The organism is Kitasatospora sp. NPDC018619, assembly GCF_044391605.1.
Taxonomy (GTDB): Bacteria; Actinomycetota; Actinomycetes; order Streptomycetales; family Streptomycetaceae; genus Kitasatospora.
The window spans coordinates 279,949-303,749 of the sequence record NZ_JBISAI010000001.1 but is presented as its reverse complement, the minus strand read 5'-3'; the positions used below and the strand labels follow the sequence as shown (position 1 = coordinate 303,749).

The following is a 23,801-nucleotide window of genomic DNA, read 5'->3' as shown; positions in this document are numbered from 1 at the left end:
CCGGTCTTCGCCCGGATCCCCCTCCAGGCCCTGCTCTTCTCCGGGGCTCGCTTGCCCACGTCCTCGGCGGTGCATAGGTTGATCATGGTCGTCCCGCTCCGCCCCGCTTCGCGCCCGCCCAAGCCCGTCCCGTTCCGTTCCGCCCGCCGCTGGAGGCCCTGCCGTGCCCTCGTCCGCGAACCCGCCCGTGCCCGCGCCCCCGGCGCCCCGGGCGGCCGGAGGCCCCGCGACCGGACCGCTGACGGTCGCCGTCGCCCAGCCCGTCTGCGCCCCCGCCGGCCGTCCGGAGACGGTGTCCGACAACGTCGCCCGGCATGCCGAGGCGGTGCGGGAGGCCGGCACCCGGCTGGTGGTGTTCCCCGAGCTGTCGCTGACCGGCTACGACCTGGCCGCACCGGCCGTCGACCCGACGGACGACCGCCTCGCGCCGCTGGTGCGGGCCTGCGCCGAGGCCGGTGCCGTCGCCCTGGTCGGGGCACCGGTCGTCGAGCCGGACGGATGCGAGTCCATCGCCACGCTGGCGGTCTCCGGGGACGGCGCCGAGGTCGTCTACCGGAAGATGTACCTGCACGGTGCCGAGGTGAACCGTTTCACCCCCGGCGGGGAGCCGGTCGTCCTGGAGCTGGACGGCCTGCGGCTCGGCCTCGCCGTCTGCGCGGACGCCTCCGAACCGGCACACGCCGAGGCGACGGCCGCGCTCGGCATCGACGCCTACGTCGCCTCCACCCTCTACGGCCCCGGCGCCGCGCAGGCCGAGCGCCGGGACGGCCACGTCCGCGACCGGGCCGCCGCCCACGGGGTCTGGTGCGTCCTGTCGACCTGCGCCGGGGCCACCGGCGAGTACCCGGACAGCTCGGGCGGGTCGGGCGTCTGGGCCCCCGGCGGCAGCCGCGTCGTCCAGGCCGGTACCGCCCCGGGCGAGCTGGTCCGTGCCGAACTGGTCCCCGCCGGGTCGGTCCCTGCCGGGTCGTTCCCCGCCGATCCGGTGCGCGCCCAGCCGGTGCACGCCGAGCCGGTCCGGCAGTAGCGGCGGGCCCGCGGCCCGCCCCGACGACGGGTGATCCGGCCCCGGCTCGGAACCGGATCACCCCGATCGGAAATACCCGGGCCCCGCTCGCGGCTGTGGTGGTCGAAGATCCGTCCCGGGCCCCGTCGGGGCCGTACAGGAGGTGCAGCGCGCGATGGGTGGCGAGCGGGAGCAGTCGCAGGAGTACCGGATCGAGCACGACTCGATGGGCGAGGTCCGGGTGCCGGCCGACGCGAAGTGGCAGGCGCAGACGCAGCGGGCGGTGGAGAACTTCCCGGTGTCCGGACAGCGGCTGGAGCGGGCGCACATCGCCGCGCTGGCCCGGATCAAGGCCGCCGCGGCCCGGGTGAACGCCCGGCTCGGGGTGCTGGAGGAGGACACCGCGGAGGCGATCGCCGCAGCGGCCGAGGAGGTCGCGGAGGGGCACTGGGACGACCAGTTCCCGGTGGACGTGTTCCAGACCGGCTCGGGCACCTCGTCCAACATGAACACCAACGAGGTGATCGCCACCCTGGCCGGGGAGCGGCTGGGCCGGCCGGTCCACCCGAACGACCACGTCAACGCCAGCCAGTCGTCCAACGACGTCTTCCCGTCCTCGATCCACATCGCCGCCACCGCCGCCGTCACCCACGACCTGGTCCCGGCGCTGGAACACCTCGCCGAGGCGCTGGAGCGCAAGTCCGCCGAGTTCGCCCGGGTGGTCAAGTCGGGCCGCACCCACCTGATGGACGCCACGCCCGTCACGCTCGGCCAGGAGTTCGGCGGCTACGCGGCGCAGGTGCGGCACGGGCGGGAGCGGCTGCTGGCCACCCTCCCCCGGGTCGCCGAGCTCCCCCTCGGCGGGACGGCGGTGGGCACCGGCATCAACACCCCGCCCGGGTTCCCGGCGGCCGTCATCGCGGAGGTCGCCCGTGCCACCGGCCTGCCGCTGACCGAGGCCAGGAACCACTTCGAGGCGCAGGGCGCCAGGGACTCCCTGGTCGAGCTGAGCGGCCAGCTGCGCACGGTGGCGGTCGGGTTCACGAAGATCGCGAACGACCTGCGGTGGATGGGCTCCGGTCCGCGCACCGGGCTCGGCGAGATCAACCTGCCGGACCTCCAGCCCGGTTCGTCGATCATGCCGGGCAAGGTGAACCCGGTGCTGCCCGAGGTGGTGCTGATGGTGGCGGCCCAGGTGGTGGGCAACGACACGACGGTCACCCTGGCGGGCGCGAGCGGCAACTTCGAGCTGAACGTGATGCTCCCGGTGATCGCCCGCAACGTCCTGGAGTCGGTGCGGCTGCTCGCCAACAGCGCCCGGCTGCTGGCCGACCGGACGGTGGACGGCATCACCGCCAACGTCGAGCGGGCCCGGGAGTACGCGGAGTCCTCGCCCTCGGTGGTGACCCCGCTGAACCGCTACATCGGCTACGAGGAGGCGGCGAAGGTCGCCAAGCAGGCGCTGGCCGAGCGCAAGACGATCCGTCAGGTGGTGCTGGAGCGCGGCTACGTCGAGCAGGGCAGGCTCACCGAGGAGCAACTGGACGAGGCCCTGGACGTGCTGCGGATGACCCACCCGTAGCGGGAGCCCGGCCGCAGGACGTGCACCGGGGCGCGGGTCCAGGACATGCGCCGGGGCGCGGGCACGGCACCTCGTCGGGGCGCGGGCCCAAGGCGTGCGCCGGGGCGCGGCGGGCGGTCACGCCCTCCGCGCCCCGACACGGGCTGCGGGGAAGATCAGCCCTTGGCGCGACCGGCCCGGCCGCGCCGCATCGATGCTCCGTTCGACGTCATGGTCGCCATCGAGAGCGCCGCGAGACCGAGCAGGAACATCACGGCGCCCACGATGATGCAGGTCACGATGTTCTTGCCGTGTGCGACGGACCCGGAGACGACCCACGGGGAGATGATCGTCCAGACTCCGAGCGCGGCGGCCGCCCAGGCCCGCGCATGGGTGCGCTCGTAGGCCGATCCGTAGCCGGCCATCAGGGCCGTGTAGGCCAGACCCACGATCAGGCAGGTCACGGTGAGGGTGCTGTAGGCGGTGAAGCCGACGATCCATGGCGATGCCGCCAGGAAGAGGCCGGCCAGGACTGCCAGGGCTTCGACGCCCTGGGCTCGGGGGGTCGAGGTGACCCGCTCGTAGCGTTCGCGCAGTTCGACGATGTCCGGATGGTGCTCCATGCCCGTGGTCGGGATGTGGGTTGCCACCGATACCACCTCCTGTGGTCGGGACCCGGTAAGGCGCTTGTCCCGTACCCATTCTGGCGCTTATCGACCGTTTTGCACCTGATGGTACGGATTGCGCGATAACCATCCGATCACGCCGGTGAGCTGCGTCTCAACCGGCCGGGTCGCCATTGCCTATGCAACTCGTTGCATAGCAGGATGCGGGCCATGGCACTGGAGCACGCGATCCTCGTCTCGCTGCTGGAGCAGCCCGGCTCCGGCTACGAGCTGGCCCGGCGGTTCGACCGCTCGATCGGTCGCTTCTGGACCGCCACCCACCAGCAGATCTACCGGGTGCTGCGGCGGATGGAGGCGGACGGCTGGGTGGCCGCGCAGGAGGTCGCCCAGGACGGGCGCCCGGACAAGAAGGTCTACTCGGCGGCCGAGGCCGGACGGGCCGCGCTGGCCGACTGGCTGCGCGAACCGGTCGAGCCGGAGACCGTCCGGCACGAGCTCGCGGTCAAGATCCGGGCCGCCGCCTTCGACGACCCGGCCGCGCTGATCTCCGAGGTCGAACGGCACCGCGAGGGCCACGCCGCCCTGCTCGCCCGCTACCTGCACGGCGAGCGGCGCGACTTCCCCGACGACGACCCGCTCGACGCCCGGCAGCAGCTGCAGCACGTGGTGCTGCGCGGCGGCATCGAGTACGAGCGGATGACCCTCGCCTGGCTCGACGACGTGCTCGCCACCCTGCGCCGCCTCGCCGCCGCACCGCCGACGGGCTGACGGCCGACCGGCAAGCCACCGCGACGGCTGACCCACGGCCGACCGGCTGGCGGCCGGCCTCCGCTGCCCGCCCGCCACTCCTCACACCCTCGACCCCGGGAGTCCCTCGATGCTCTTCAACCCGCGCAGCTACGACCCCGCCCAGTTCGACGAGCCGACCCGCCGGCTGCTGCGTGCGACGGTGGACTGGTTCGAGTCCCGCGGCAAGAAGGCGCTGATCGACACCTACATCGACCGCAGCTGGTACGCCGACTTCCTGGACTTCGCCGCGAAGGAGGGCCTGTTCGCGGAGTTCCTGACCCCCGCCGCGGCCGACCCCGACAAGCGCTGGGACACCGCGCGGATCGCCGAGCTGAACGAGATCCTCGGCTTCTACGGCCTCGGCTACTGGTACACCTGGCAGGTCACCATCCTGGGCCTCGGCCCGGTCTGGCAGAGCGGGAACGAGGCCGTCCGCGCCCGCGCCGCCAAGCTGCTGGCCGAGGGGCACGTCATGGCCTTCGGCCTCTCCGAGCGCACCCACGGCGCCGACATCTACTCCACCGACATGATCCTCACCCCGGACGGCGAGGGCGGCTTCACCGCGACCGGCTCCAAGTACTACATCGGCAACGGCAACGTGGCCGGGCTGGTCTCGGTGTTCGGCCGCCGCTCCGACGTCGAGGGCCCGGAGGGGTACGTCTTCTTCGCCGCCGACAGCCGGCACGACGCGTACCACCTGGTCAAGAACGTCGTGAACGCGCAGATGTACGTCAGCGAGTTCCGCCTGGAGGAGTACCCCGTCCGCGCCGAGGACGTGCTGCACACCGGCCAGGCCGCCTTCGACGCCGCGCTCAACACCGTCAACGTCGGCAAGTTCAACCTCTGCACCGCCTCGATCGGCATCTGCGAGCACGCGATGTACGAGGCCGTCACGCACGCCTCGAACCGGGTGCTGTACGGCAAGCGGGTCACCGACTTCCCGCACGTCAAGCGGGAGTTGACCGACGCGTACGTCCGCCTGGTGGCGATGAAGCTGTTCAGCGCGCGGGCCGTGGACTACTTCCGCACCGCCTCCCCCGAGGACCGCCGCTACCTGCTGTTCAACCCGATGACCAAGATGAAGGTCACCACCGAGGGCGAGAAGGTCATCGACCTCATGTGGGACGTCATCGCCGCCAAGGGCTTCGAGGCGGACACCTACTTCGACAAGGCCGCCAAGGACATCCGGGGCCTGCCGAAGCTGGAGGGCACCGTCCACGTCAACCTGGCACTGATCCTCAAGTTCATGGGCAACTACCTGTTCGCCCCGGCCGACTACGCCCCGGTGCCGACCCGCCTGGACGCCGCCGACGACGCCTTCCTGTTCCGGCAGGGCCCGGCGCGCGGCCTCGGCGCGATCCGCTTCCACGACTGGCGCGCCGCCTACGACCGCCACGCCGCACTGCCGAACGTCGCCCGCTTCCGCGAGCAGGCCGACGGCTTCTGCGCGCTGCTGCTCGAGAACGCGCCGAGCAAGGAACAGCAGGCGGACCTGGACTTCCTGCTGGAGATCGGCCAGCTGTTCGCGCTGGTCGTCTACGGCCAGCTGGTGCTGGAGCAGGCCGAGCTGACCGGCCTGGACGCGGACGACCTGGACCGGATCTTCGACGCGCTGGTCCGCGACTTCTCCGCGCACGCCACCGAGCTGCACGGCAAGGCCTCGGCCACCGAGGAGCAGGCTGCCTGGGCGCTGGCGAACGTCCGCCGCCCGGTCGCCGACCCGGCGCGGGACGCCCGGGTGTGGGCGCGGGTCGAGGCGCTCTCCGGCGCGTACGAGATGCGGCCGTAGGGCGGGCCACAGGACCCCGGGGGTGCCGGTCGGCGGGCCGGCACCCCCGGTTCACCTCTCCGGGGAGGCCCGGCCGTCGCCGAGGCCCGTGTCGCGGGCCCGGGCGACCGCCTCGGCGCGGTGGCGACGTGCAGTTTCTCCAAGATGTGGGTGATGCGGTTGCGGACGGTCTTTTCCGCGACCACCAGCTCCCGGGCGATCCGCCGGTTGTCCAGCCCGCTCCGGCGGTGACGTAGAGGGCGTGCTCGACGCCGTCGGCGGCCACCTCGGCGCTCCGGCCGGGGGGCGAGTCGTTGCAGGCCGACGCCGCCCAGCGGCCCGGCGAGCAGGCGACCCGGCAAGCAGGCGGCCGGGGTCGACGGCGCCTCGGCGGTGCAGGTCGGTGAGGACGGTGCCCGACATGACGGGCGCTCCTTCCGGTCGCGGGCGGGCTCTTCGGCCCGCCGCCGGTTCCACCGTGCGCCGCCCCGCTCCCGTCCGCGTCCCGGCCCCGCCCCGCCCCCCCACTGCTCGACGCCCCGTCCCCGTGCGCGCCGCCCCCTCCCGGCGCCCGAGGCGGCGCTCTCGGCGACGACCGCCCCGAGCCGGCCGGAAGGACGTACGGTGGAAGCGGAGGCCGTGTCATGCACGTCACCGGAACCCACTTCACCCGTTTCTCCGACCGCACCGACGCGGGCCGACGGCTGGCCGCGCGCCTGGGCCACCTGGGCGGTCCCGACACCGTGGTCGTGGCGCTGCCGAGGGGCGGCGTGCCGGTGGCCGCCGAGGTCGCCGCGGCGCTCGGGGCGCCGCTGGACATCTGCGTGATCCGCAAGCTCGGCGTGCCCCGCCAACCCGAGCTGGGCATGGGCGCGATCGGCGAGGACGGCGTCCGGGTGCTGAACGAGCAGGTCATCCGGCTCGCCTCGGTCACCGACCGGCAGCTGGCCGAGGTGGAGCGGAGCGAACGCGCCGAGCTGGCGCGCCGGGCCCGCCGCTACCGGGGCGACCGCCCGCCCACCGACCTGCGCGGACGCACGGTGGTCGTGGTGGACGACGGCATCGCCACCGGATCGACCGCCCGGGCGGCCTGCCGGATCGTCCGGGAGCGCGGCGCGGCGAGGGTGGTGCTCGCGGTGCCGGTCGCGCCCACGGACTGGGCCGAGCGCCTGGAGGAGGTCGCCGACGAGCTGGTCTGCGTGGACACGCCGTCCCCGTTCTACGCGATCGGTGAGTTCTACGCCGACTTCTCGCAGACCGAGGACGCGGAGGTGCTGCGGCTGCTGGCCGCGGCCCGTCAGGACCCGCCCGAAGCCCCCGCCGGGGTCGACCGCGAGCTGCCGCTGCCCGTCGCCGGGGTCCGGCTCACGGGCCGGCTGACCGTCCCGGCCGGCGCGCGCGGGGTCGTCCTCTTCGCGCACGGCAGCGGCAGCGGCCGGCACAGTCCGCGCAACCGGCACGTCGCCGAGCACCTGAACCGCACCGGGCTGGCCACGCTGCTGTTCGACCTGCTCACCGAGGCCGAGGAGCCCGACCGGCGGAACGTGTTCGACGTGGCGCTGCTGGGCGGCCGGCTGAGCGCCGTCGCCCGCCGGCTCGGTGCGGCGGCCGACGGCCCGGACGCCGCCGTGCCCGAGACCCGGGGCCTGCCGATCGGCCTGTTCGGCGCCAGCACCGGCGCCGCGGCCGCGCTGCACACCGCCGCCGAACTGGGCCAGGAGGTGCGCGCCGTGGTCTCCCGGGGCGGCCGCCCGGACCTCGCCCCGTCCGAGACCCTGGCCCGGGTGCACGCCCCGACGCTGCTCGTCGTCGGCTCGCTGGATCCCGCCGTGCTCGACCTCAACCGGCAGGCCCGCAGCCGGCTGCGGTGCGAGACCGGGCTGGCGGTGGTGCCGCACGCGACCCACCTGTTCGAGGAGCCGGGCGCCCTGGACCGGGTCGCCGAGCTGGCCGCGGACTGGTTCGTCCGCCACCTCCCGCGCCCCACCGGCCCCGCGAGCGCGTGACCGCCCCATTGCGCATACGTCGTGCTCCACCCCCGGTCGGCAACGCATTTTGCCCAGCGGGAGGCGGGATTTCCTGACCAGCTTGTACACATTGAGCAGTCAAAAACCGACCTGTTGCCCAACCCCTCCGACAGGAGCAAGCTCTCCGCAACCACACCGCCCACCCGTTCGCGGTGCGGTCGCGATCCAGCGGAAGCCTCGACGGCGAGGCCCGAAGTGGAGGAACGAGCGATGACCCCGCAGACCCCCGCCCTTGAGTTGACCCCCGAGGAGCGCGAGGCCGGTCTTGACGCCGACCAGCTGCGCCGCCTCGTCGGCCTCGTCGAGCACGACGCCGCCGCCGACCCGTTCCCGGTGACGGCGCAGGACGCGGTCGTCTTCGTGGTCGGCAACGCCACCCAGACGGCCCAGTTCTACCAGGTCGTCTTCGGCATGGAGCTGGTCGCCTACTCCGGCCCCGAGACCGGCCGCCGGGACCGCAAGGCCTACGTGCTCCGCTCCGGCTCCTGCCGGTTCGTGATCAAGGGCGGCGTCCAGCCGGACAGCGCGCTCCTGGACCACCACCGCCGCCACGGCGACGGCGTCGTCGACCTCTCCCTGGAGGTCCCGGACGTCGACAAGTGCATCGAGCACGCCCGGGCGGCCGGCGCCACCGTGCTGGAGGAGCCGAACGACGTCTCCGACGAGAACGGCACCGTGCGCCGCGCGGCGATCGCCACCTACGGCGAGACCCGCCACACCCTGATCGACCGCTCCCGCTACCACGGCCCGTACCTGCCGGGCTACGTCGTCGCGGAGAGCCGGGTGACCCACCCGGAGGGCTCGCCCAAGCGCCTCTTCCAGGCCCTCGACCACGCCGTCGGCAACGTCGAACTGGGCCGGATGGACGAGTGGGTGGCGTTCTACAACCGCGTCATGGGCTTCGTGAACATGGCCGAGTTCGTCGGCGACGACATCGCCACCGAGTACTCCGCCCTGATGTCCAAGGTCGTCGCCAGCGGCAACCACCGGGTGAAGTTCCCGCTCAACGAGCCGGCCATCGCCAAGAAGAAGTCCCAGATCGACGAGTACCTGGAGTTCTACACCGGCCCCGGCTGCCAGCACATGGCGCTCGCCACCAACGACATCCTCACCACCGTCGACGTGCTGCGCTCGCGCGGCGTGGAGTTCCTCAACACCCCGGACGCGTACTACGACGACCCGGAGCTGCGGGAGCGGATCGGCAAGGTCCGGGTGCCGATCGAGGAGCTGAAGAAGCGCGGCATCCTGGTCGACCGCGACGAGGACGGCTACCTGCTGCAGATCTTCACCAAGCCGATCGGCGACCGCCCCACCGTCTTCTACGAGTTCATCGAGCGGCACGGTTCGCTCGGCTTCGGCAAGGGCAACTTCAAGGCGCTCTTCGAGTCCATCGAGCGCGAGCAGGACCGACGCGGCAACCTGTGACCCTCGGAGAGCTCTGACGAACGGTCGAGGAGGACCACGGAGATGGCGTACTACCGGCAGCTGGGCAGCATCCCGCCCAAGCGGCACACCCAGCACAGCACCCCCGAAGGCGGGCTGTACTACGAGGAGTTGATGGGCGAGGAGGGGTTCTCCTCGGACTCCTCGCTGCTCTACCACCGGGGCATCCCCTCGGCGGTGGTCAACGCGGTGCCGTGGGAGCTGCCGGACCAGTCCACGGTGCCCAACCATCCGCTCCTCCCCCGTCACCTCAAGCTGCACGAGCTGTTCGCGGACCAGGACTGGAAGTCCGCGGACGTCGTCGGCAGCCGCCGGCTGGTCCTCGGCAACGGCGACGTACGGATCTCGTACGTCGCCGCCGGGGCCCCGAGCGAGCTCTACCGCAACGGGCTCGGCGACGAGTGCGTGTACGTGGAGTCCGGCTCCGGCACCGTCGAGACGGTGTTCGGCTCGATCGAGGTCGGACAGGGCGACTACGTGATCGTCCCGCGCGCCACCACCCACCGCTGGGTGCCGGCCGGGGACGAGCCGCTGCGCGCCTACTGCATCGAGGCGAACAGCCACATCACCCCGGTCAAGCGCTACCTGTCCAAGTACGGGCAGCTGCTGGAGCACGCGCCGTACTGCGAGCGGGACTTCCGCGGGCCGGTCGGGCCGCTGGTCGTGGACGCCCCCGGGGACGTCGACGTCCTGGTGAAGCACCGCGGCCCGAACGGCATCGCGGGCACCCGCTACACCGTGCCGCACCACCCCTTCGACGTGGTGGGCTGGGACGGCTGCCTGTACCCGTACGCCTTCAACATCAGCGACTTCGAGCCGATCACCGGCCGGGTCCACCAGCCGCCGCCGGCCCACCAGGTCTTCGAGGGCAACGGCTTCGTGATCTGCAACTTCGTGCCGCGCAAGGTGGACTACCACCCGCTGTCGATCCCGGTGCCGTACTACCACGCCAACGTGGACAGCGACGAGGTCATGTTCTACTGCGGCGGCGACTACGCGGCCCGCAAGGGCTCCGGCATCGGCCAGGGCTCCGTCTCGCTGCACCCGGGCGGGCACACCCACGGGCCGCAGCCGGGGGCGTACGAGCGCAGCATCGGCGTGGAGTTCTTCGACGAACTGGCCGTCATGGTGGACACCTTCCGCCCGCTTGAGCTCGGCGAGGGCGGCCGGGCGAGCGAGGACGCCGGCTACGCCTGGACCTGGGCCGGTCGGGGGCCCGGGCGATGAGCGCGCTGCCTCCGGGGGGCATCGTCCCCGAACTGTTCCGCGGGCTGTTCGACGACGCGGCGGTGTTCCCGCCCGGGAACCTGCCGGTGGCCCAGGCGGTGCCCGCGCACCGGGCGCACCGCGCGGCCTGGTACGCCGAGGCCGTCGGCCCGTTCCTCTGCGGGGCGGGCCGGCTCGGCGAGTTGGCCGCGGTGGTCGCGAACTCCCCGGCGGCCGCAGGGGACTCCGCCGACTCGGGCGCCGCCCGGGGCGCCGCGGCGGTGACGGCCGCCGCGGCCGAGGGGGGCCCGACGGGGGCGAACGGCGAGGCGGCGGCGGGCGACGGACCGCTCAGGGTCGGGCTCGTGCTGCCGGGGGGCAGCGCCGAACTCGCCCCGGCGCTCGCCGCCGCCGCGCCGTTCGAGCTGGCCGGTGTCGAGCTGGCCGCCCGGGACGCCGCCGAGGCCGTGGCGGCGCTGGACCGGCTGCTGCCGCCGCACGTCCCGGCCGCCGTCGAACTGCCGCGCGAACTCCTGCGCGGGGACGGGCTGGACGCCGCCCTGGACGTGCTGGTGGACAGCCCGTACCGGGCGAAGTTCCGCACCGGCGGGCTGGTCGCCGAGGCGTTCCCGGACGAGGACGAGCTGGCCGCCTTCCTCACCGGCTGCGCGCGGCGCGGACTGCCGTACAAGTGCACGGCCGGGCTGCACAACGCCGTCCGGCACACCGACCGGGAGACCGGCTTCGAGCACCACGGCTTCCTCAACGTGCTGCTGGCCGCCCGGGAGACCGACCGGGCCACCGCCGCGGCGGTGCTGGCGGAACGCGACGGCGAGGTGCTGGCCAAGGCGGCCCGCGAACTGACGGAGCATCAGGTCGTGGCGATCCGGAACTCCTTCACCGCGTTCGGCACCTGTAGCATCGCCGAGCCACTGGGCGACCTGGCCGCGCTCGGCCTGCTGTCGCCGCCCAGTCAACCGCACCAGGAGGACCGTTGAGCACCACCCCCAGCAGCCCGAGCAGCTGGCTCGCCGGCGCGCAGGACTCGCCGTTCGGCGTGCACAACCTGCCGTACGGCGTCTTCACCTCGGCCGACCGGCCCGGACAGCGCCGGATCGGCGTGCGCGTCGGGGACTTCGTGCTGGACGCCGGGGCGGCCGCCCGCGCGGCCGGCGCGCCGTCGGCGCTGCTGGACGCGGACTCGCTCAACCCGCTGATGGCGGCGGGGCGCCCGGTCTGGACCCGGGTGCGCGCGGACCTCACCACCTGGCTCACCGACGAGTCCTACCGCGAGGCGCTGACGCCGGCGCTGCTGCCGGTCGGCGAGGTGGAGCTGCACCTGCCGTTCGAGGTCGCCGACTACGTCGACTTCTACGCCTCGGAGCACCACGCCACCAACCTGGGCCGGATCTTCCGCCCGGGTTCGGAGCCGCTCACCCCCAACTGGAAGCACCTGCCGATCGGTTACCACGGACGGGCGGGCACCGTCGTGGTCTCCGGCACGCCGGTGGTGCGGCCGCACGGGCAGCGCAAGGCGCCCGCCGACGCGGCGCCGTCCTTCGGGCCGTCGCGCCGGCTGGACATCGAGGCCGAGGTGGGCTTCGTCGTCGGCACGCCGTCCGAGCTGGGCCGGCCCGTCGTGCTGGACGACTTCCGCGAGCACGTGTTCGGCGTCTGCCTGCTCAACGACTGGTCGGCGCGCGACATCCAGGCCTGGGAGTACGTGCCGCTCGGCCCCTTCCTCGGGAAGTCCTTCGCGACCTCCGTCTCGCCGTGGATCGTGCCGCTGGACGCCCTGGAGCACGCCCGGGTCACGCCGCCGGAGCGGGACGTCGAGCCGCTGGCGTACCTGGACGACCGTGGCCGCGAGCCGTGGGGCCTGGACCTCTCGATGGAGGTCCGGCTGAACGGGCACCCGGTCTCCCGGCCGCCGTTCGCCACCATGTACTGGACGGCGCAGCAGCAACTGACCCACATGACCGTCAACGGGGCCTCGCTGCGCACCGGTGACCTGTTCGCCTCGGGGACGGTCAGCGGGCCGGAGCGGGACACCCGGGGTGCGCTGATCGAGCTCACCTGGAACGGCGAGGAGCCGCTGAAGCTCCCGGACGGGACGACCCGGACCTTCCTGGAGGACGGCGACGAGGTGACGATCACCGCCACCGCGCCCGGGCCGGACGGTGCCGTGATCGGCTTCGGCGAGGTCACCGGGCGGATCCGGGGCTGAGGACCCGGAGGCCGCGGGCCCAGGAGCACTGCTGACAGGCGACAGCCGACAGATCACAGCCGACAGCTGACAGATTTCATCATCTGTCAGCTGTCGGCTGTCGCCTGTCAGTCGTTCCCCCGCCGCCGTCCGCGATCCACCCGCCCCGCCCGGCCCTGCCTACAGCCGAGACCCGCCGGTGGCGTCGACCACCCGCCCGGTCATCCACCGCGCGTCGTCCGAGGCGATGAAGGCGACGACGTCCGCGATGTCCTCCGGCGCCCCGACCCGCCCGAACGCGGAGACCGAGGCCGCCTTCGCCCTCTCCTCCGGATCCCGCAGCCACTCCGCGTTGAGGTCGGTGTCGATGATTCCCGGCGCCACGGAGTTGACGGTGATCCCGCGCGGCCCGAGCTGCTGGGCCAGGTTGAGCGAGAAGGTGTCCAACGCACCCTTGGTGGCGCCGTAGGCCATGATCTCCGGCATGGCGATCCGGGCCAGCCCGCTGGAGACGTTGATGATCCGGCCGCCGTCGCGCAGCCGCTCCAGCCCGTGCTTGACGACGAAGAAGGGCGCGCGGACGTTGACCGCGAACAGCTCGTCGAACTCCTCCTCGGTCAGGCCCGCGAGGTCGGAGCTGCGCCCGATCCCAGCGTTGTTCACGATGATGTCGACGCCCCCGGCCGGCTCGTACTCGGCTATCCGTGCGTCGAAGGCCTCCCACAGCGCGACGGCGTCGCCGTGCCGCCCCAGCGCGGCCGGCAGCGCGAAGGCCCGACCGCCGTCCACACGGATGCCCGCCACCACCTCCTCCGCCGCCGCGACGTCCCGGGCGTAGCCGACGGCGACGGTGGCACCGTCCCGCCCGAGTCGGCGGGCGATGGCCCGCCCGATGCCCCTGCTGCCGCCCGTGACCAGCGCCGTCCTGCCCTGAAGCCTGTGCCCACCCATGGCCGATCCCCTCCTGCTGCACTCCGGATATTTCTTGAGCGGCCGCTCAAGAAAGACGCTAGCACACTCTTCTTGAGTGAATGCTCTAAAATTCGACGCATGACAGAGCCACGCACGGCGCCGACGGCGTCCGGAGACGGGGCGGGCACCGCGCCTGCGGCCCCCAGGCGCGGCCGACCGCCCGCCTTCGACCGGGCCGAGGCGCTCGCCGCGGCCACCCGGTTGTTCTGGCAGCTCGGCTACGAGGCCACCTCCATCGCCGACCTCACCGCCGCCATGGGCATCCGCCCCGGCAGCCTGTACGCCGCCTTCGGTGACAAGCGCGCCCTGTTCGAGGAGGTGGTCCGCCACTACGGCCACTCCCCCGCCGGCGCGTTCGCGGCCGTCGCCCTGGCGGAGGAGCCCACCGCGTACGGCGCCTTCGCCCGCATCCTGCGCGAGGCCGCCGCCGTCTACGCCGACCCGTCGCATCCGGCCGGCTGCCTGGTGATCTCCGCGGCCACCAACGTCACCCCGCAGGACGCCGCGGTCCAGGACCGGCTGCGCGAGCGGCGCAACCGGAACCTGCGGACCTTCGAGGAGCGGCTGCGCCGGGCGCAGCAGGACGGCGAACTGCCGCCCGAGGCCGACCCGAAGGCGCTGGCCGCCTTCGTCGGCACGGTCCTCCAGGGCATGTCCCAGCAGGCCAGGGACGGCGCCACCGTCGCCGACCTGACCCGGACCGCCGAACTCGCCCTGCGCGTCTGGCCCTGAACTGCGAACCACGGAGCACGGAACCACGGACCACGGACCACGGACCACGAACCGCAGAGCACGAACCGCGGACGTCGATCGGGGACGCCGATCGGGGACCGGGAACCGCAGCCGCGCACCCGCCCCGGCCCGCGCGGCCCGGTGATCCGAACGCCGCGCCGCCCCCGGTACGGTGGACGCCAGGATTCCGGCAGGGTCCAGGTCGAGCATCACCGAGGAACGGGAGCGGGCCCGATGAGCACAGGGACGGCGGAGGTCCAGGCCTTCCTGGACGGTGGCGTCGGACGGCTGGTCCTGAACCGCCCGCGGGCGCTCAACTCGCTGACCCACGGCATGGTCAACGCCCTGCGCACCGCCCTGGAGGACTGGGCCGCGGACGACCGGATACGCGCCGTCGTACTGACCGGCGCCGGTGAGCGCGGCCTGTGCGCGGGCGGCGACATCCGTGCGATGCACGACCAGGCCAAGGCGGGCGGGGCCGACGCCCGCGCGTTCTTCCGCGACGAGTACCGACTGAACGCGCTGATCGCCCGCTACCCGAAGCCGTACGTCGCGGTGATGGACGGCATCACCATGGGCGGTGGCGTCGGTGTGTCGGCCCACGGCGCGGTGCGGATCGTCACCGAGCGCTCCGTCGTCGCGATGCCCGAGACCCGCATCGGCATCGCCCCGGACGTCGGCGGCAGCCGTCTCCTCGCCCGCGCCACCGGCGAGTTGGGCACCCACCTGGGGCTCACCGCGGCCTCGATGGGCCCCGGCGACGCCCTGCTGTGCGGGTTCGCGGACCACTTCGTACCCTCCGCGCGCATCCCGGACCTGCTCTCCGCCCTGGGCGGGGACGGCGCCATCGGCGCCGGTGCCGCCGCCACGGCCGCCGCTGCCGTCACCGCGGTCGTCGGCGCCCACGCCGAGCCCGCGCCGCCCGCCGAACTGGAGGCCCGGCGCGCCTGGATCGACGCCTGCTACGCGGCCGACACCGTCGAGGAGATCGTCGACCGGCTGCTGGACTCCGGTGTCCCGGAGGCGAAGGAGGCCGCCGAAGCCGTCCTGGCGAACTCCCCCACCGCCGTGAAGACGACCCTGGCCGCACTGCGCCGCGCCCGTACGCTCCCCTCGCTGGAGGCCGTGCTCGACCAGGAATACCGGATCTCCTGCGCCATGCTGGAGGGCCACGACATGGTCGAGGGCATCCGCGCGCAGGTGATCGACAAGGACCGCACCCCCCGCTGGAAGCCCGCCACGCTCGCCGAGGTGACGGAGGCGGACGTCGCCCGCTTCCTCGCCCCGCGCGAGGGCGACGAGCTGGGCCTCGCCTGATCCCCGCCCCCGTACGCCACCGGCACCCCCGCACCCCACCGGCACCCCTGGAGCCCGCATGAACGTCCCTGCCCCGCAGCCGTCCCCACCAGCGGCCCCGGACCCGCTGTCCCGGGTGCCGCTGGGCGAGCAGGTGCGCGGACTGCTGCTGGAGGGGTTGCTGAACGGCCGCTGGCAACCCGGGGACCGGATCGTCGAGCGGCGCCTGGCCGCCGAGTTGGACGTCAGCCAGGCGCCCGTGCGGGAGGCGCTGCGGGCGCTCCAGGCGCTCGGGCTGCTCGACGCCGAGCCCAATCGCGGCGTGCGGGTGCGCGAGATCGGCCCGGCCGAACTGCACGAGGTCTACCAGGTGCGCGCCTCACTGGAGCGGCTCGCCGCCGAGTCGGCGGTGGTCCGACTGGCCGGGGACACCAGCGCGTTGGAGCGGCACGCCGAGCGGATGGCGGCGGCCGCGGCGGCCGGCGACGCGCTCGGCCAGGCCCGGCACGGGGTGGCCTTCCACCGCGAGATCGTCGCCGCCTCCGGCAACGGGACGCTGCTGCGCACCTGGGAGGGCCTCGGGGTCGAGGTGTGGACGGTGCTGTCACTGCACCGGATCCGCCCGGAGCTGCACGAGAACGCCGCCGACCACGGGCCTTTGATCGACGCCTTCCGGCGGCAGGATCCGGGGGTCGGTCGGCTGCTCGCCGAACACGTCCTGGCGTACGCCCGAAGCGAGGACGACCTCCGGACCACGACTGACGGCTGACGGCTGACGGCTGCGCCTCCCGCGCGGCCGCCCGGCCCTGGCATGAAGTTCGTACAACAATGATCGATCATCGCTCAAATTACCCGCCAGTAGCGGTTGACGCACCGTCCACTCGCTCTCTACCGTCCAGATAGTTCCATGAAGAGGAATGCTATTCCGCATCTCGGAATTAGCACCCTGAAGCGCACCGTGAAGGGGAACGACCCGTGTCCCAGCTCGACCAGCTTCCCGACCACGACCCCGAAGAGGTCGCGGAGTGGCGCGCGTCCCTCGACGCCGCCCGCGACTTCGGTGGTCCGAACCGCGCCGCCCACCTCCTGCGCCGCCTCGTCGAGCACGCCGAGTCGCAGCGGCTCGACGTCCCTCCGCTGCTGGACACCCCGTACGTCAACACCATCCCCACCGCCGCCGAACCCGAGTTCCCCGGGGACGAGGAGATGGAGCGCCGGATCACCGCGTGGAACCGCTGGAACGCCGCCGCCATGGTGACGAGGGGCAACCATCGCGGCGGCCTCGGCGGCCACATGGCCACCTACGCCTCCGCCGCCTGGCTGTACGAGGTCGGCTTCCAGCACTTCTTCCGCGGCAAGGAGGCCGACGGCTCCGGCGACCAGCTCTACGTGCAGGGCCACGCCGCCCCCGGTGTCTACGCCCGCGCCTTCCTGGAGGGCCGGATCTCCGAGGCCCGGCTGGACCGCTTCCGCCAGGAGGCCGCCGGCGACGGCCTGCCCTCCTACCCGCACCCGCGCCGACTGCCCTGGTTCTGGGAGTTCCCGACCGTCTCGATGGGCCTCGGCCCGCTCTCCGCGATCCACCAGGCCCGGTTCAACCGGTACTTGAGCGCACGCGGGATCAAGGACACCTCCGGCTCGCACGTCTGGGCCTTCCTCGGCGACGGCGAGATGGACGAGCCCGAGTCCACCGCCGCACTCGCGCTGGCCGCCCGCGAGGGCCTGGACAACCTCACCTTCGTCGTCAACTGCAACCTCCAGCGCCTGGACGGCCCGGTGCGCGGCAACGGCAAGATCGTGCAGGAGCTGGAGCGCCGGTTCCGCGCGGCCGGCTGGAACGTGGTCAAGTCGCTGTGGGGCCGGGCCTGGGACGAGCTGCTCGCCCGCGACACCACGGGCGCGCTGGTGCGCCGGCTGGGCGAGGTCCCGGACGGGCAGTTCCAGACCTACGCCGCCTCGGACGCCGGGTACGTCCGCGCGCACCTCTTCCACGGCTCGCCCGAACTGCGGGCGCTCGCCGACACCGTGGACGACCACCTGCTGATCGAAGCCGTTGCCACCTCCCGCGGCGGTCACGAGCCGCGCAAGGTGTACGCGGCCTACCGCGCGGCGCTGGAGCACCGGGGCGCGCCCACGGTCGTCCTGGTGCAGACCGTCAAGGGCTGGACGCTCGGCCCCGGCTTCGAGTCCCGCAACGCCAACCACCAGATGAAGAAGCTCTCCGGAGCCGAGTTCCGGGCCATGCGCGACCTGCTGGAACTCCCCATCCCGGACAGCGCGTTGAACGATCCGCTGCCGCCGTACGCGCATCCCGGCCCGAACTCCCCGGAGGCCCGCTACCTGCGCGAGCGCCGCGCCGCCCTGGGCGGGCCCGTGCCCACCCGCCGGGTGCGCTTCACCCCGCTGCCCACGCCGCCCGCGAAGCCCTTCGAGACGCTGTTCAAGGGCTCCGGCGCGCAGGAGATCGCGACCACCATGGCCTTCGTCCGGCTGGTCAAGGACCTGATGAGGGACGAGGCGACCGGCCACCGCTGGGTGCCGATCGTCCCGGACGAGGCGCGCACCTTCGGCATGGAGTCGCTCTTCCCGAGCGCCGGGATCTACTCCCCGCTCGGGCAGACCTACGACCCGGTCGACCGCGACCAGCTGCTCCACTACAAGGAGTCGGCGACCGGCCAGATCCTCAACGAGGGCATCACCGAGGCCGGTTCGATGGCCTCGCTGACGGCCGCAGCGACCTCCTACGCCACCCACGGCGAGCCGGTCGTCCCGTTCTACATCTTCTACTCGATGTTCGGCTGGCAGCGCACCGCCGACCAGATGTGGGCCCTGGCCGACCAGTTGGGCCGCGGCTTCCTGGTCGGCGCCACCGCCGGGCGCACCACCATGACCGGCGAGGGCCTGCAACACGCCGACGGCCACTCCCCGTTGATCGCCTCCACCAACCCGGCCGCACTCTCCTACGACCCGGCGTTCGGCTTCGAGGTGGCGGTGATCGTCCGCGAGGGGCTGCGCCGGATGTACGGCTCGAACGAGCGGCACCCCGACGGCGAGGACGTGTTCTACTACCTCACCGTCTACAACGAGCCGCTGCCGCAGCCCCCGCTCCCGGCCGGCGAGGAGGTGACGGAGGGCATCCTGCGCGGCCTCTACCGCTACCGCACCGCGGACACCGCGGGACTGTCCACCGACCTGCCCGCCGACCCGCCGCGGATCCAGCTGCTCGCCTCCGGCACCGCCGTGCACTGGGCCCTGACCGCACAGCGACTGCTCGGCGAGGAGTGGGGCGTGGCGGCCGACGTCTGGTCCGCGCCGTCCTGGACGGAGCTGCGCCGCGAGGCGCTGGACTGCGACGCGGCCAACCTGGCGCAGGCGGCCGCCGGCACCGGTGAGGCCGCCCGCGTCCCGTACGTGACCAGGGCACTGGCCGGGGCGCCCGGCCCGGTGCTGGCGGTCAGCGACTGGATGCGCGCCGTCCCGGACCAGATCCGCCCCTGGATCGAGCAGGACTGGACCTCGCTGGGCACCGACGGCTTCGGCCTCTCGGACAGTCGGGCGGCTGCTCGGCGGCACTTCGGGGTGGACGCCGAGTCGGTGACGGTCGCGGCGCTGGCCGCGCTGGCCCGCCGGGGCGAGGTCAAGGCGGAGACCGTACGGCTGGCGGCGGAGCACTACGGCGTGCGCTTCTGACCCGCCCGGCCGCCGCCCCTCCGCCGGCTGGTGACCGGTGTCTCGCACACCGAGACTGGCGCGAGGCGGGGCGCGTCGTAGATCGTTGGGTGGTCAGGGCGCGCCCACGGGCGCCGAGCAGCGGAAATGGGAGTCGACGGCGATGACCGACACCGAGACCTACGAGACGATCCTGGTCGAGCGCAAGGGCCGGGTGGGGCTGATCACGCTCAACCGGCCCAAGGCGCTCAACGCGCTCAACACCCGGCTCATGAACGAGGTGGTCGCCGCCGCGACCGCCTTCGACCGGGACCCGGAGATCGGCTGTCTGGTGATCACCGGCTCGGAGAAGGCCTTCGCGGCCGGCGCCGACATCAAGGAGATGCAGGACAACCGCTTCCCGGACGTCTACCTGGACGACTGGCTGGGCCCGTGGGACCGGCTCGGCGCCCTGCGCACGCCGATCGTCGCGGCGGTGGCCGGGTTCGCCCTGGGCGGCGGCTGCGAGCTGGCGATGCTGTGCGACATCCTGCTGGCGGCGGACACCGCGAAGTTCGGGCAGCCGGAGATCAAGCTCGGGGTGATCCCCGGCATCGGCGGCTCCCAGCGGCTCACCCGGGCCGTCGGCAAGGCGAAGGCCATGGAGCTGTGCCTGACCGGCCGGATGATGGGCGCCGAGGAGGCCGAGCGGGCCGGGCTGGTCTCCCGGATCGTCCCGGCGGACCAGCTGCTGTCCGAGGCGCTGGCCACTGCTGAGACGGTCGCGGCGATGTCCGCCCCGGCCGCGATCATGATGAAGGAGAGCGTCAACCGCGCCTTCGAGACGACCCTCGCCGAGGGCGTCCGCTTCGAGCGCCGGCTCTTCCACGCCGCCTTCGCCACCGCGGACCAGAAGGAGGGCATGGCCGCCTTCGCCGAGAAGCGCGCGCCGGAGTTCCGCAACCGCTGACGGCGGCGGGCGGCAGGTGGGCAGGTGGGACAGGTGGCGAGCGGCTGACCGCTGAATGACGGGTGACGGATGACAGCTGACAGATTTCAGATGATGAAATCTGTCAGCTGAATTCCTCCCCCACCGCGACCGTGTTCAGCCGGGCGAGCCCGCTGCGGGTCGCGGCCACCACGATCTGGTCGCCCGGGGCGAGCCGCCGGGTGCGGTCGGGGAAGTTCCACTGGAGCTGCCCGCCGTGGGCGGCCCGCAGCGCGATCACCCGAACGCCCCCCGGGTCCTCCAGGTCGTGCCGGTTCAGCCCGATCAGCCCGCTGCCGTCCTCCACCCCCAACTCCGCGATCAGCAGCACGTGCCGGAGCACCGACAGCGTCCCGCGCACCTCACGCCCCATCAACGCGGCCGCGAAGGCGGGCGCGGCCAGGTAGGACACCGACCGGGAGGCCGCGTTGTCCAGCGTCCGGTAGAAGTGGCTCGCGAAGTCGTCGTCGAACAGCCGCACCACCACCCGGACCTCCGGGTTGCCGTGGCGCGCCTCCAGGGCCGCCTCCAGGTTGGTGGCGTCGTCGCCGCTGACCGCCACCACCGCCCGGCTGTGCTTCAGCCTGGCCCGGCGCAGCTGCTGCTCGAACGGTCCGTCGCCGATCACCACCGGGATCCCCAGCGCCCGCACGGCGGAGATGCCGCGCGCCTGCGGGTCCCGCTCCATGCAGACCACCGGTACGCCCATGGCGTGCAGTTGGGTCGCGACCCGGGTGCCGACGTTGCCGAGGCCGACCACGATCACGTGGTCCCGGGTGCCCGCCCCGGGGTTGCGCGGCTGCCCGCGCCGTCCGGATGCCAGCACCTCGACCGCGATGGCGGTGGCGACCGGCGCGAAGGTGATCCCGCAGATGGTGATCACCACCTGTGCGACCCGTTGCCAGAACCCGCCGGTGCCCGTCCCGGCGGAGATGTCGGCGAGCTGGTCGGGTTGGGCGGCGCCGGCCAGGTCGAGCAGCGCGATGTAGACGGTCCAGCCGAAGTTCCGGTTGAGGTACCAGAGGACGCCGAAGGCCAGCAGCACCGCCGCGGTCGCGGTGAGCAGCACCAGGCGCATCCGGGCGCTGGTGAAGAAGCGCATGGTGTCGAGCAGCCGCCAGCGCAGCCGTCGCGACCAGCCGATCGGCTCCCGGGGCTCGATCGGCAGCACCTGGAGCGCCGCCCTGCTCCCCGACTCCGGTGCCGGGGCGGCCTCGGCCGACGGCGCCGGATCGCGCCGCGCGGCGCCGGGCCGCACCGGCCCCTGGTCTCCGAACTCGGCGGCGAGCCGGACGAATTCGGCCGAGTCGCCCTGCTGCTCGGGCAGCAGCCTGATCCTGCCGAGGTCCTGGCGGTCGATCTGGTCGGCGACCACGCAGAGCCGGTCGGAGGTGATGTCGTCGTCGAACGCGACGTGCAGGTAACGCCCCTCGATCTCCACCGAGTTGGGCCGACCGAGCGCCGCGGCGGCGAAGGCCGGGGCGGCGGTGGCGGAGCCGGAGAGCGCAGCGCCGTTCCTGAGCAGCAGCTCGATGTTCTCGCCGAGCCGCTGGTTGAACATCCGGAACACGATGCGGATGTCCGGGTTGTGGTTCTGGGCGCTGAGCGCGGCGTGGATGTTCTCCTGGTCGCTCCCCTCGACCAGGGCGAGGCCGCGTGCGGTGCCGACGGACACCGCGCGCAGCGCCTCCTCGGTGATGCCGGCGTACTCCACGACTGCCGCGACGCCCGGGAGTTGCTCGATCCGCGGCGCGTGGTCGCGGGTCCGGTCGGCGACCAGGACGACGACCGGGACCTCGTAGTGCTCGACGAGTTCCAGGACCAGTCGGTGCGCCAGCGCGTTGCCTCCGCAGACGACGTAGTGCTGGCTGATCGACTCGACCGGAGGGGTCCCCCACCCTTCAGAAGTCATACTGACGGAAGATATCGACGGCAGATGTCCGGGGGATGACGTTCCGGCGACCGCGGCGGATCCCCCGAACGGCCGTATCCGCCGCGCCGTCCGGCCGTGGCCCGGCGAGGCTGGGGTACGTTCCCTGCCCGCCAGCCGGCCGACCCGACCTCACGCGTCCTGCGTCGTCACCCGACCAGCCCGCCCCGGTCCCCCGTCGCCCGGCATCACCCCGAGGAGTACGCCACCGTGGCCCCTCCGATCATCACCCCCGACGGCACCCCGGTCCAGGGCCCGCTCGGACTGCTCGCCAAGGCCGCCTGGCAGGTCCTGCTCGTCGCCGGACTCGCCTCGCTCGCCCTCGGGATCGTGGTCTTCGCCTGGCCACGGGAGACGCTCCTGGTGGTGGGCGTGCTGTTCGGCCTCTACCTGCTGGTGATCGGCATCGTGCAGCTGGTCGCCGCGTTCGGCACCCACTCCACCACCGCACTGCGGGTGCTGGCCTTCATCAGCGGCGCGATCTGCGTGCTGCTGGGCCTGCTCTGCTTCCGCAGCGCCGTGCAGTCCCTGCTGCTGCTCGCGCTCTGGATCGGGATCGGCTGGCTGTTCCGCGGCATCACCCAGCTCGCCGCCGCACTCTCCGACCCCCTGATGCCAGCCCGCAGCTGGCAGGCCTTCACCGGTGTGGCCAACACCCTGGCCGGCGTGCTGCTGATGGTGTGGCCGGTCGGGTCGGTCACCGCGCTGACCGTGCTGGCCGGGTGCTGGCTGGTGATCCTGGGCCTGGTCGAGATCGTGACGGCGGTCCAGGTCCGCGGCCGGGCCAAGCAGATCCCCTCGGGGGTCTGACGACCGGTGCGCCGAGGCCGGGCCCCGCCGGGGCACGGCCTCGTGGCCGCCCGGGCCGGCTCACGGACGCGGGGCGTAGCCGATCCGGAAGGTGGCGGCCTCCAGCCGCTCCGGGCCGAGCCGGACGTCGGTCAGCCGCTCGGCCAGCGCGAACGCGGCCGCGCCGCACAGGTCGTGCGTCTCGGTCTCCAGGTCGAAACCGCAGGCGGTCAGCAGCTCGGGCACGCCCGGGGCCTGCGCGTCCGTACCGTCCCGCTGACCGGGGAAGAGCGGCTCGAAGTGGAGCCGCCTGGTGCCGTGCTCCCACCAGTGGAAGTGGTCGACCGCCATGGAGTTGCGGAAGTGCGAGACCAGCCGGGTGCCCTCGCCGAGACGGGGGACGAGCTCGTCCAGGGCCCCGAGGTAGCCGAACGGTTCCACGCTGAGCGCCCAGCCGTCGAGCTCGGTGACGGCGACGAACAGGCGGTCGTCGCCCGGGGCCGACGACGGCCCGGCCGCCCCTGCCGCCCCGGCCGCCCCGTTGTCGGACGCTTCCTGGTCCCGGTCCTCGCCGTCCTCCTCGCCCTCCTCGCCCTCCCCGTCCTCGAAGGACTCCCAGGCCGCGACCACGGCGTCCAGCCCGGTGACCTCGCGTCCGGGCAGGGCGTCGAAGCGGCGCAGCAGCTCGCCGGCGGAGATCCCCTGGACCTGGGCGAGGCAGTAGGCCTCGCCCAGGACGGGGTAGCGCTGCTCGAACCAGGTGTAGTCGGTGGCGTGTGCGGTCATGGCGGTGATGCTGCCAGACGCCTCGGAC

The 23,801-nt window shown here is 73.2% G+C and carries 19 protein-coding genes; 15 read left to right on the top strand and 4 right to left on the bottom strand.

Features of this window, described 5'->3' with window-relative positions; translation table 11 throughout:
* The first annotated feature begins 163 nt into the window (after positions 1 to 163).
* Positions 164 to 1,027 carry a carbon-nitrogen hydrolase family protein gene (locus tag ACH5AR_RS01095; RefSeq protein ID WP_396299243.1) on the top strand — a complete coding sequence of 288 codons (864 nt, stop codon included), beginning with the start codon at positions 164 to 166 and terminating at the stop codon, positions 1,025 to 1,027.
* A 154-nt stretch (positions 1,028 to 1,181) separates the two neighbouring features.
* Complete coding sequence (locus tag ACH5AR_RS01090; protein WP_396299242.1) at positions 1,182 to 2,588, top strand: class II fumarate hydratase; 1,407 nt, start codon at positions 1,182 to 1,184, stop codon at positions 2,586 to 2,588.
* Positions 2,589 to 2,743: 155 nt separating this feature from the next.
* Here ACH5AR_RS01090 and ACH5AR_RS01085 read toward each other — a convergent pair whose 3' ends face one another.
* Entirely contained in the window at positions 2,744 to 3,217 is a 474-nt protein-coding gene (locus tag ACH5AR_RS01085) for an SPW repeat protein (protein WP_396299241.1), read from the bottom strand.
* A gap of 186 nt (positions 3,218 to 3,403) precedes the next feature.
* On the opposite strand from ACH5AR_RS01085, the gene ACH5AR_RS01080 reads away from it, so the two are divergent.
* The 7 genes from ACH5AR_RS01080 to fahA all read left to right on the top strand — a co-directional run bounded on the left by ACH5AR_RS01080 (position 3,404) and on the right by fahA (position 12,653).
* Positions 3,404 to 3,961 carry a PadR family transcriptional regulator gene (locus tag ACH5AR_RS01080; RefSeq protein ID WP_396299240.1) on the top strand — a complete coding sequence of 186 codons (558 nt, stop codon included), beginning with the start codon at positions 3,404 to 3,406 and terminating at the stop codon, positions 3,959 to 3,961.
* Between the two features lie 109 nt (positions 3,962 to 4,070).
* Complete coding sequence (locus ACH5AR_RS01075) at positions 4,071 to 5,771, top strand: acyl-CoA dehydrogenase family protein (protein ID WP_396299239.1); 1,701 nt, start codon at positions 4,071 to 4,073, stop codon at positions 5,769 to 5,771.
* A 623-nt stretch (positions 5,772 to 6,394) separates the two neighbouring features.
* Positions 6,395 to 7,756 (top strand): phosphoribosyltransferase family protein, encoded by a 1,362-nt coding sequence (locus tag ACH5AR_RS01070; protein WP_396299238.1) that lies wholly within the window; start codon positions 6,395 to 6,397, stop codon positions 7,754 to 7,756.
* 231 nt (positions 7,757 to 7,987) lie between these two features.
* On the top strand, positions 7,988 to 9,202 hold the full coding sequence (gene hppD, locus ACH5AR_RS01065) for a 4-hydroxyphenylpyruvate dioxygenase (RefSeq protein ID WP_396299237.1): 1,215 nt from the start codon (positions 7,988 to 7,990) through the stop codon (positions 9,200 to 9,202).
* 42 nt (positions 9,203 to 9,244) lie between these two features.
* Positions 9,245 to 10,447, top strand: a complete 1,203-nt coding sequence (locus ACH5AR_RS01060; RefSeq protein ID WP_396299236.1) for a homogentisate 1,2-dioxygenase — start codon at positions 9,245 to 9,247, stop codon at positions 10,445 to 10,447.
* Entirely contained in the window at positions 10,444 to 11,424 is a 981-nt protein-coding gene (locus tag ACH5AR_RS01055; RefSeq protein WP_396299235.1) for a hypothetical protein, read from the top strand. Before ACH5AR_RS01060 ends, ACH5AR_RS01055 begins: the two co-directional genes overlap by 4 nt.
* Positions 11,421 to 12,653 carry a fumarylacetoacetase gene (gene fahA, locus ACH5AR_RS01050; protein ID WP_396299234.1) on the top strand — a complete coding sequence of 411 codons (1,233 nt, stop codon included), beginning with the start codon at positions 11,421 to 11,423 and terminating at the stop codon, positions 12,651 to 12,653. Before ACH5AR_RS01055 ends, fahA begins: the two co-directional genes overlap by 4 nt.
* 159 nt (positions 12,654 to 12,812) lie before the next feature.
* Here the strand turns inward: fahA and ACH5AR_RS01045 are convergent, their stop codons facing one another.
* Positions 12,813 to 13,583 carry an SDR family oxidoreductase gene (locus tag ACH5AR_RS01045; RefSeq protein WP_396299233.1) on the bottom strand — a complete coding sequence of 257 codons (771 nt, stop codon included), beginning with the start codon at positions 13,581 to 13,583 and terminating at the stop codon, positions 12,813 to 12,815.
* 99 nt (positions 13,584 to 13,682) lie between these two features.
* Here ACH5AR_RS01045 and ACH5AR_RS01040 point away from each other — a divergent pair, with 99 nt between their 5' ends.
* The 5 genes from ACH5AR_RS01040 to ACH5AR_RS01020 all read left to right on the top strand — a co-directional run bounded on the left by ACH5AR_RS01040 (position 13,683) and on the right by ACH5AR_RS01020 (position 20,250).
* Positions 13,683 to 14,336: a TetR/AcrR family transcriptional regulator gene (locus ACH5AR_RS01040; protein ID WP_396299232.1), complete on the top strand. Its 654-nt coding sequence runs from the start codon at positions 13,683 to 13,685 to the stop codon at positions 14,334 to 14,336.
* 234 nt (positions 14,337 to 14,570) lie between these two features.
* Positions 14,571 to 15,653 carry an enoyl-CoA hydratase/isomerase family protein gene (locus tag ACH5AR_RS01035; protein ID WP_396299231.1) on the top strand — a complete coding sequence of 361 codons (1,083 nt, stop codon included), beginning with the start codon at positions 14,571 to 14,573 and terminating at the stop codon, positions 15,651 to 15,653.
* Positions 15,654 to 15,711: 58 nt separating this feature from the next.
* Entirely contained in the window at positions 15,712 to 16,401 is a 690-nt protein-coding gene (locus ACH5AR_RS01030) for a GntR family transcriptional regulator (protein ID WP_396299230.1), read from the top strand.
* Between the two features lie 206 nt (positions 16,402 to 16,607).
* The gene (gene aceE / locus ACH5AR_RS01025; RefSeq protein ID WP_396299229.1) at positions 16,608 to 19,322 is read left to right on the top strand and encodes a pyruvate dehydrogenase (acetyl-transferring), homodimeric type; all 2,715 of its coding nucleotides are present in this window, start codon (positions 16,608 to 16,610) and stop codon (positions 19,320 to 19,322) included.
* A gap of 142 nt (positions 19,323 to 19,464) precedes the next feature.
* Entirely contained in the window at positions 19,465 to 20,250 is a 786-nt protein-coding gene (locus ACH5AR_RS01020; protein ID WP_396299228.1) for an enoyl-CoA hydratase, read from the top strand.
* Between the two features lie 103 nt (positions 20,251 to 20,353).
* Here the strand turns inward: ACH5AR_RS01020 and ACH5AR_RS01015 are convergent, their stop codons facing one another.
* Positions 20,354 to 22,180: an NAD-binding protein gene (locus ACH5AR_RS01015; RefSeq protein ID WP_396299227.1), complete on the bottom strand. Its 1,827-nt coding sequence runs from the start codon at positions 22,178 to 22,180 to the stop codon at positions 20,354 to 20,356.
* Between the two features lie 228 nt (positions 22,181 to 22,408).
* Between ACH5AR_RS01015 and ACH5AR_RS01010 the strand changes: the two genes are divergently transcribed.
* A complete protein-coding gene (locus ACH5AR_RS01010) occupies positions 22,409 to 23,008 on the top strand; it encodes an HdeD family acid-resistance protein (protein ID WP_396299226.1) in 600 nt (199 codons plus the stop codon).
* A gap of 60 nt (positions 23,009 to 23,068) precedes the next feature.
* On the opposite strand, the gene ACH5AR_RS01005 is transcribed toward ACH5AR_RS01010, so the two are convergent.
* Entirely contained in the window at positions 23,069 to 23,773 is a 705-nt protein-coding gene (locus ACH5AR_RS01005) for a DUF6461 domain-containing protein (RefSeq protein ID WP_396299225.1), read from the bottom strand.
* Between the last annotated feature and the right edge of the window lie 28 nt (positions 23,774 to 23,801).

Excerpts from the sequence above, each read along its gene's own strand:
- ACH5AR_RS01090 (WP_396299242.1), top strand. The coding sequence starts at position 1,182 with ATGGGTGGCGAGCGGGAGCAGTCGCAGGAGTACCGGATCGAGCACGAC.
- ACH5AR_RS01080 (WP_396299240.1), top strand. The coding sequence starts at position 3,404 with ATGGCACTGGAGCACGCGATCCTCGTCTCGCTGCTGGAGCAGCCCGGC.
- hppD (WP_396299237.1), top strand. The coding sequence starts at position 7,988 with ATGACCCCGCAGACCCCCGCCCTTGAGTTGACCCCCGAGGAGCGCGAG.
- ACH5AR_RS01020 (WP_396299228.1), top strand. The coding sequence starts at position 19,465 with ATGACCGACACCGAGACCTACGAGACGATCCTGGTCGAGCGCAAGGGC.
- ACH5AR_RS01070 (WP_396299238.1), top strand. The coding sequence starts at position 6,395 with ATGCACGTCACCGGAACCCACTTCACCCGTTTCTCCGACCGCACCGAC.
- ACH5AR_RS01015 (WP_396299227.1), bottom strand. The coding sequence starts at position 22,180 with ATGACTTCTGAAGGGTGGGGGACCCCTCCGGTCGAGTCGATCAGCCAG.
- ACH5AR_RS01030 (WP_396299230.1), top strand. The coding sequence starts at position 15,712 with ATGAACGTCCCTGCCCCGCAGCCGTCCCCACCAGCGGCCCCGGACCCG.
- ACH5AR_RS01045 (WP_396299233.1), bottom strand. The coding sequence starts at position 13,583 with ATGGGTGGGCACAGGCTTCAGGGCAGGACGGCGCTGGTCACGGGCGGC.
- ACH5AR_RS01055 (WP_396299235.1), top strand. The coding sequence starts at position 10,444 with ATGAGCGCGCTGCCTCCGGGGGGCATCGTCCCCGAACTGTTCCGCGGG.
- ACH5AR_RS01075 (WP_396299239.1), top strand. The coding sequence starts at position 4,071 with ATGCTCTTCAACCCGCGCAGCTACGACCCCGCCCAGTTCGACGAGCCG.
- ACH5AR_RS01005 (WP_396299225.1), bottom strand. The coding sequence starts at position 23,773 with ATGACCGCACACGCCACCGACTACACCTGGTTCGAGCAGCGCTACCCC.
- ACH5AR_RS01035 (WP_396299231.1), top strand. The coding sequence starts at position 14,571 with ATGAGCACAGGGACGGCGGAGGTCCAGGCCTTCCTGGACGGTGGCGTC.
- ACH5AR_RS01040 (WP_396299232.1), top strand. The coding sequence starts at position 13,683 with ATGACAGAGCCACGCACGGCGCCGACGGCGTCCGGAGACGGGGCGGGC.
- ACH5AR_RS01060 (WP_396299236.1), top strand. The coding sequence starts at position 9,245 with ATGGCGTACTACCGGCAGCTGGGCAGCATCCCGCCCAAGCGGCACACC.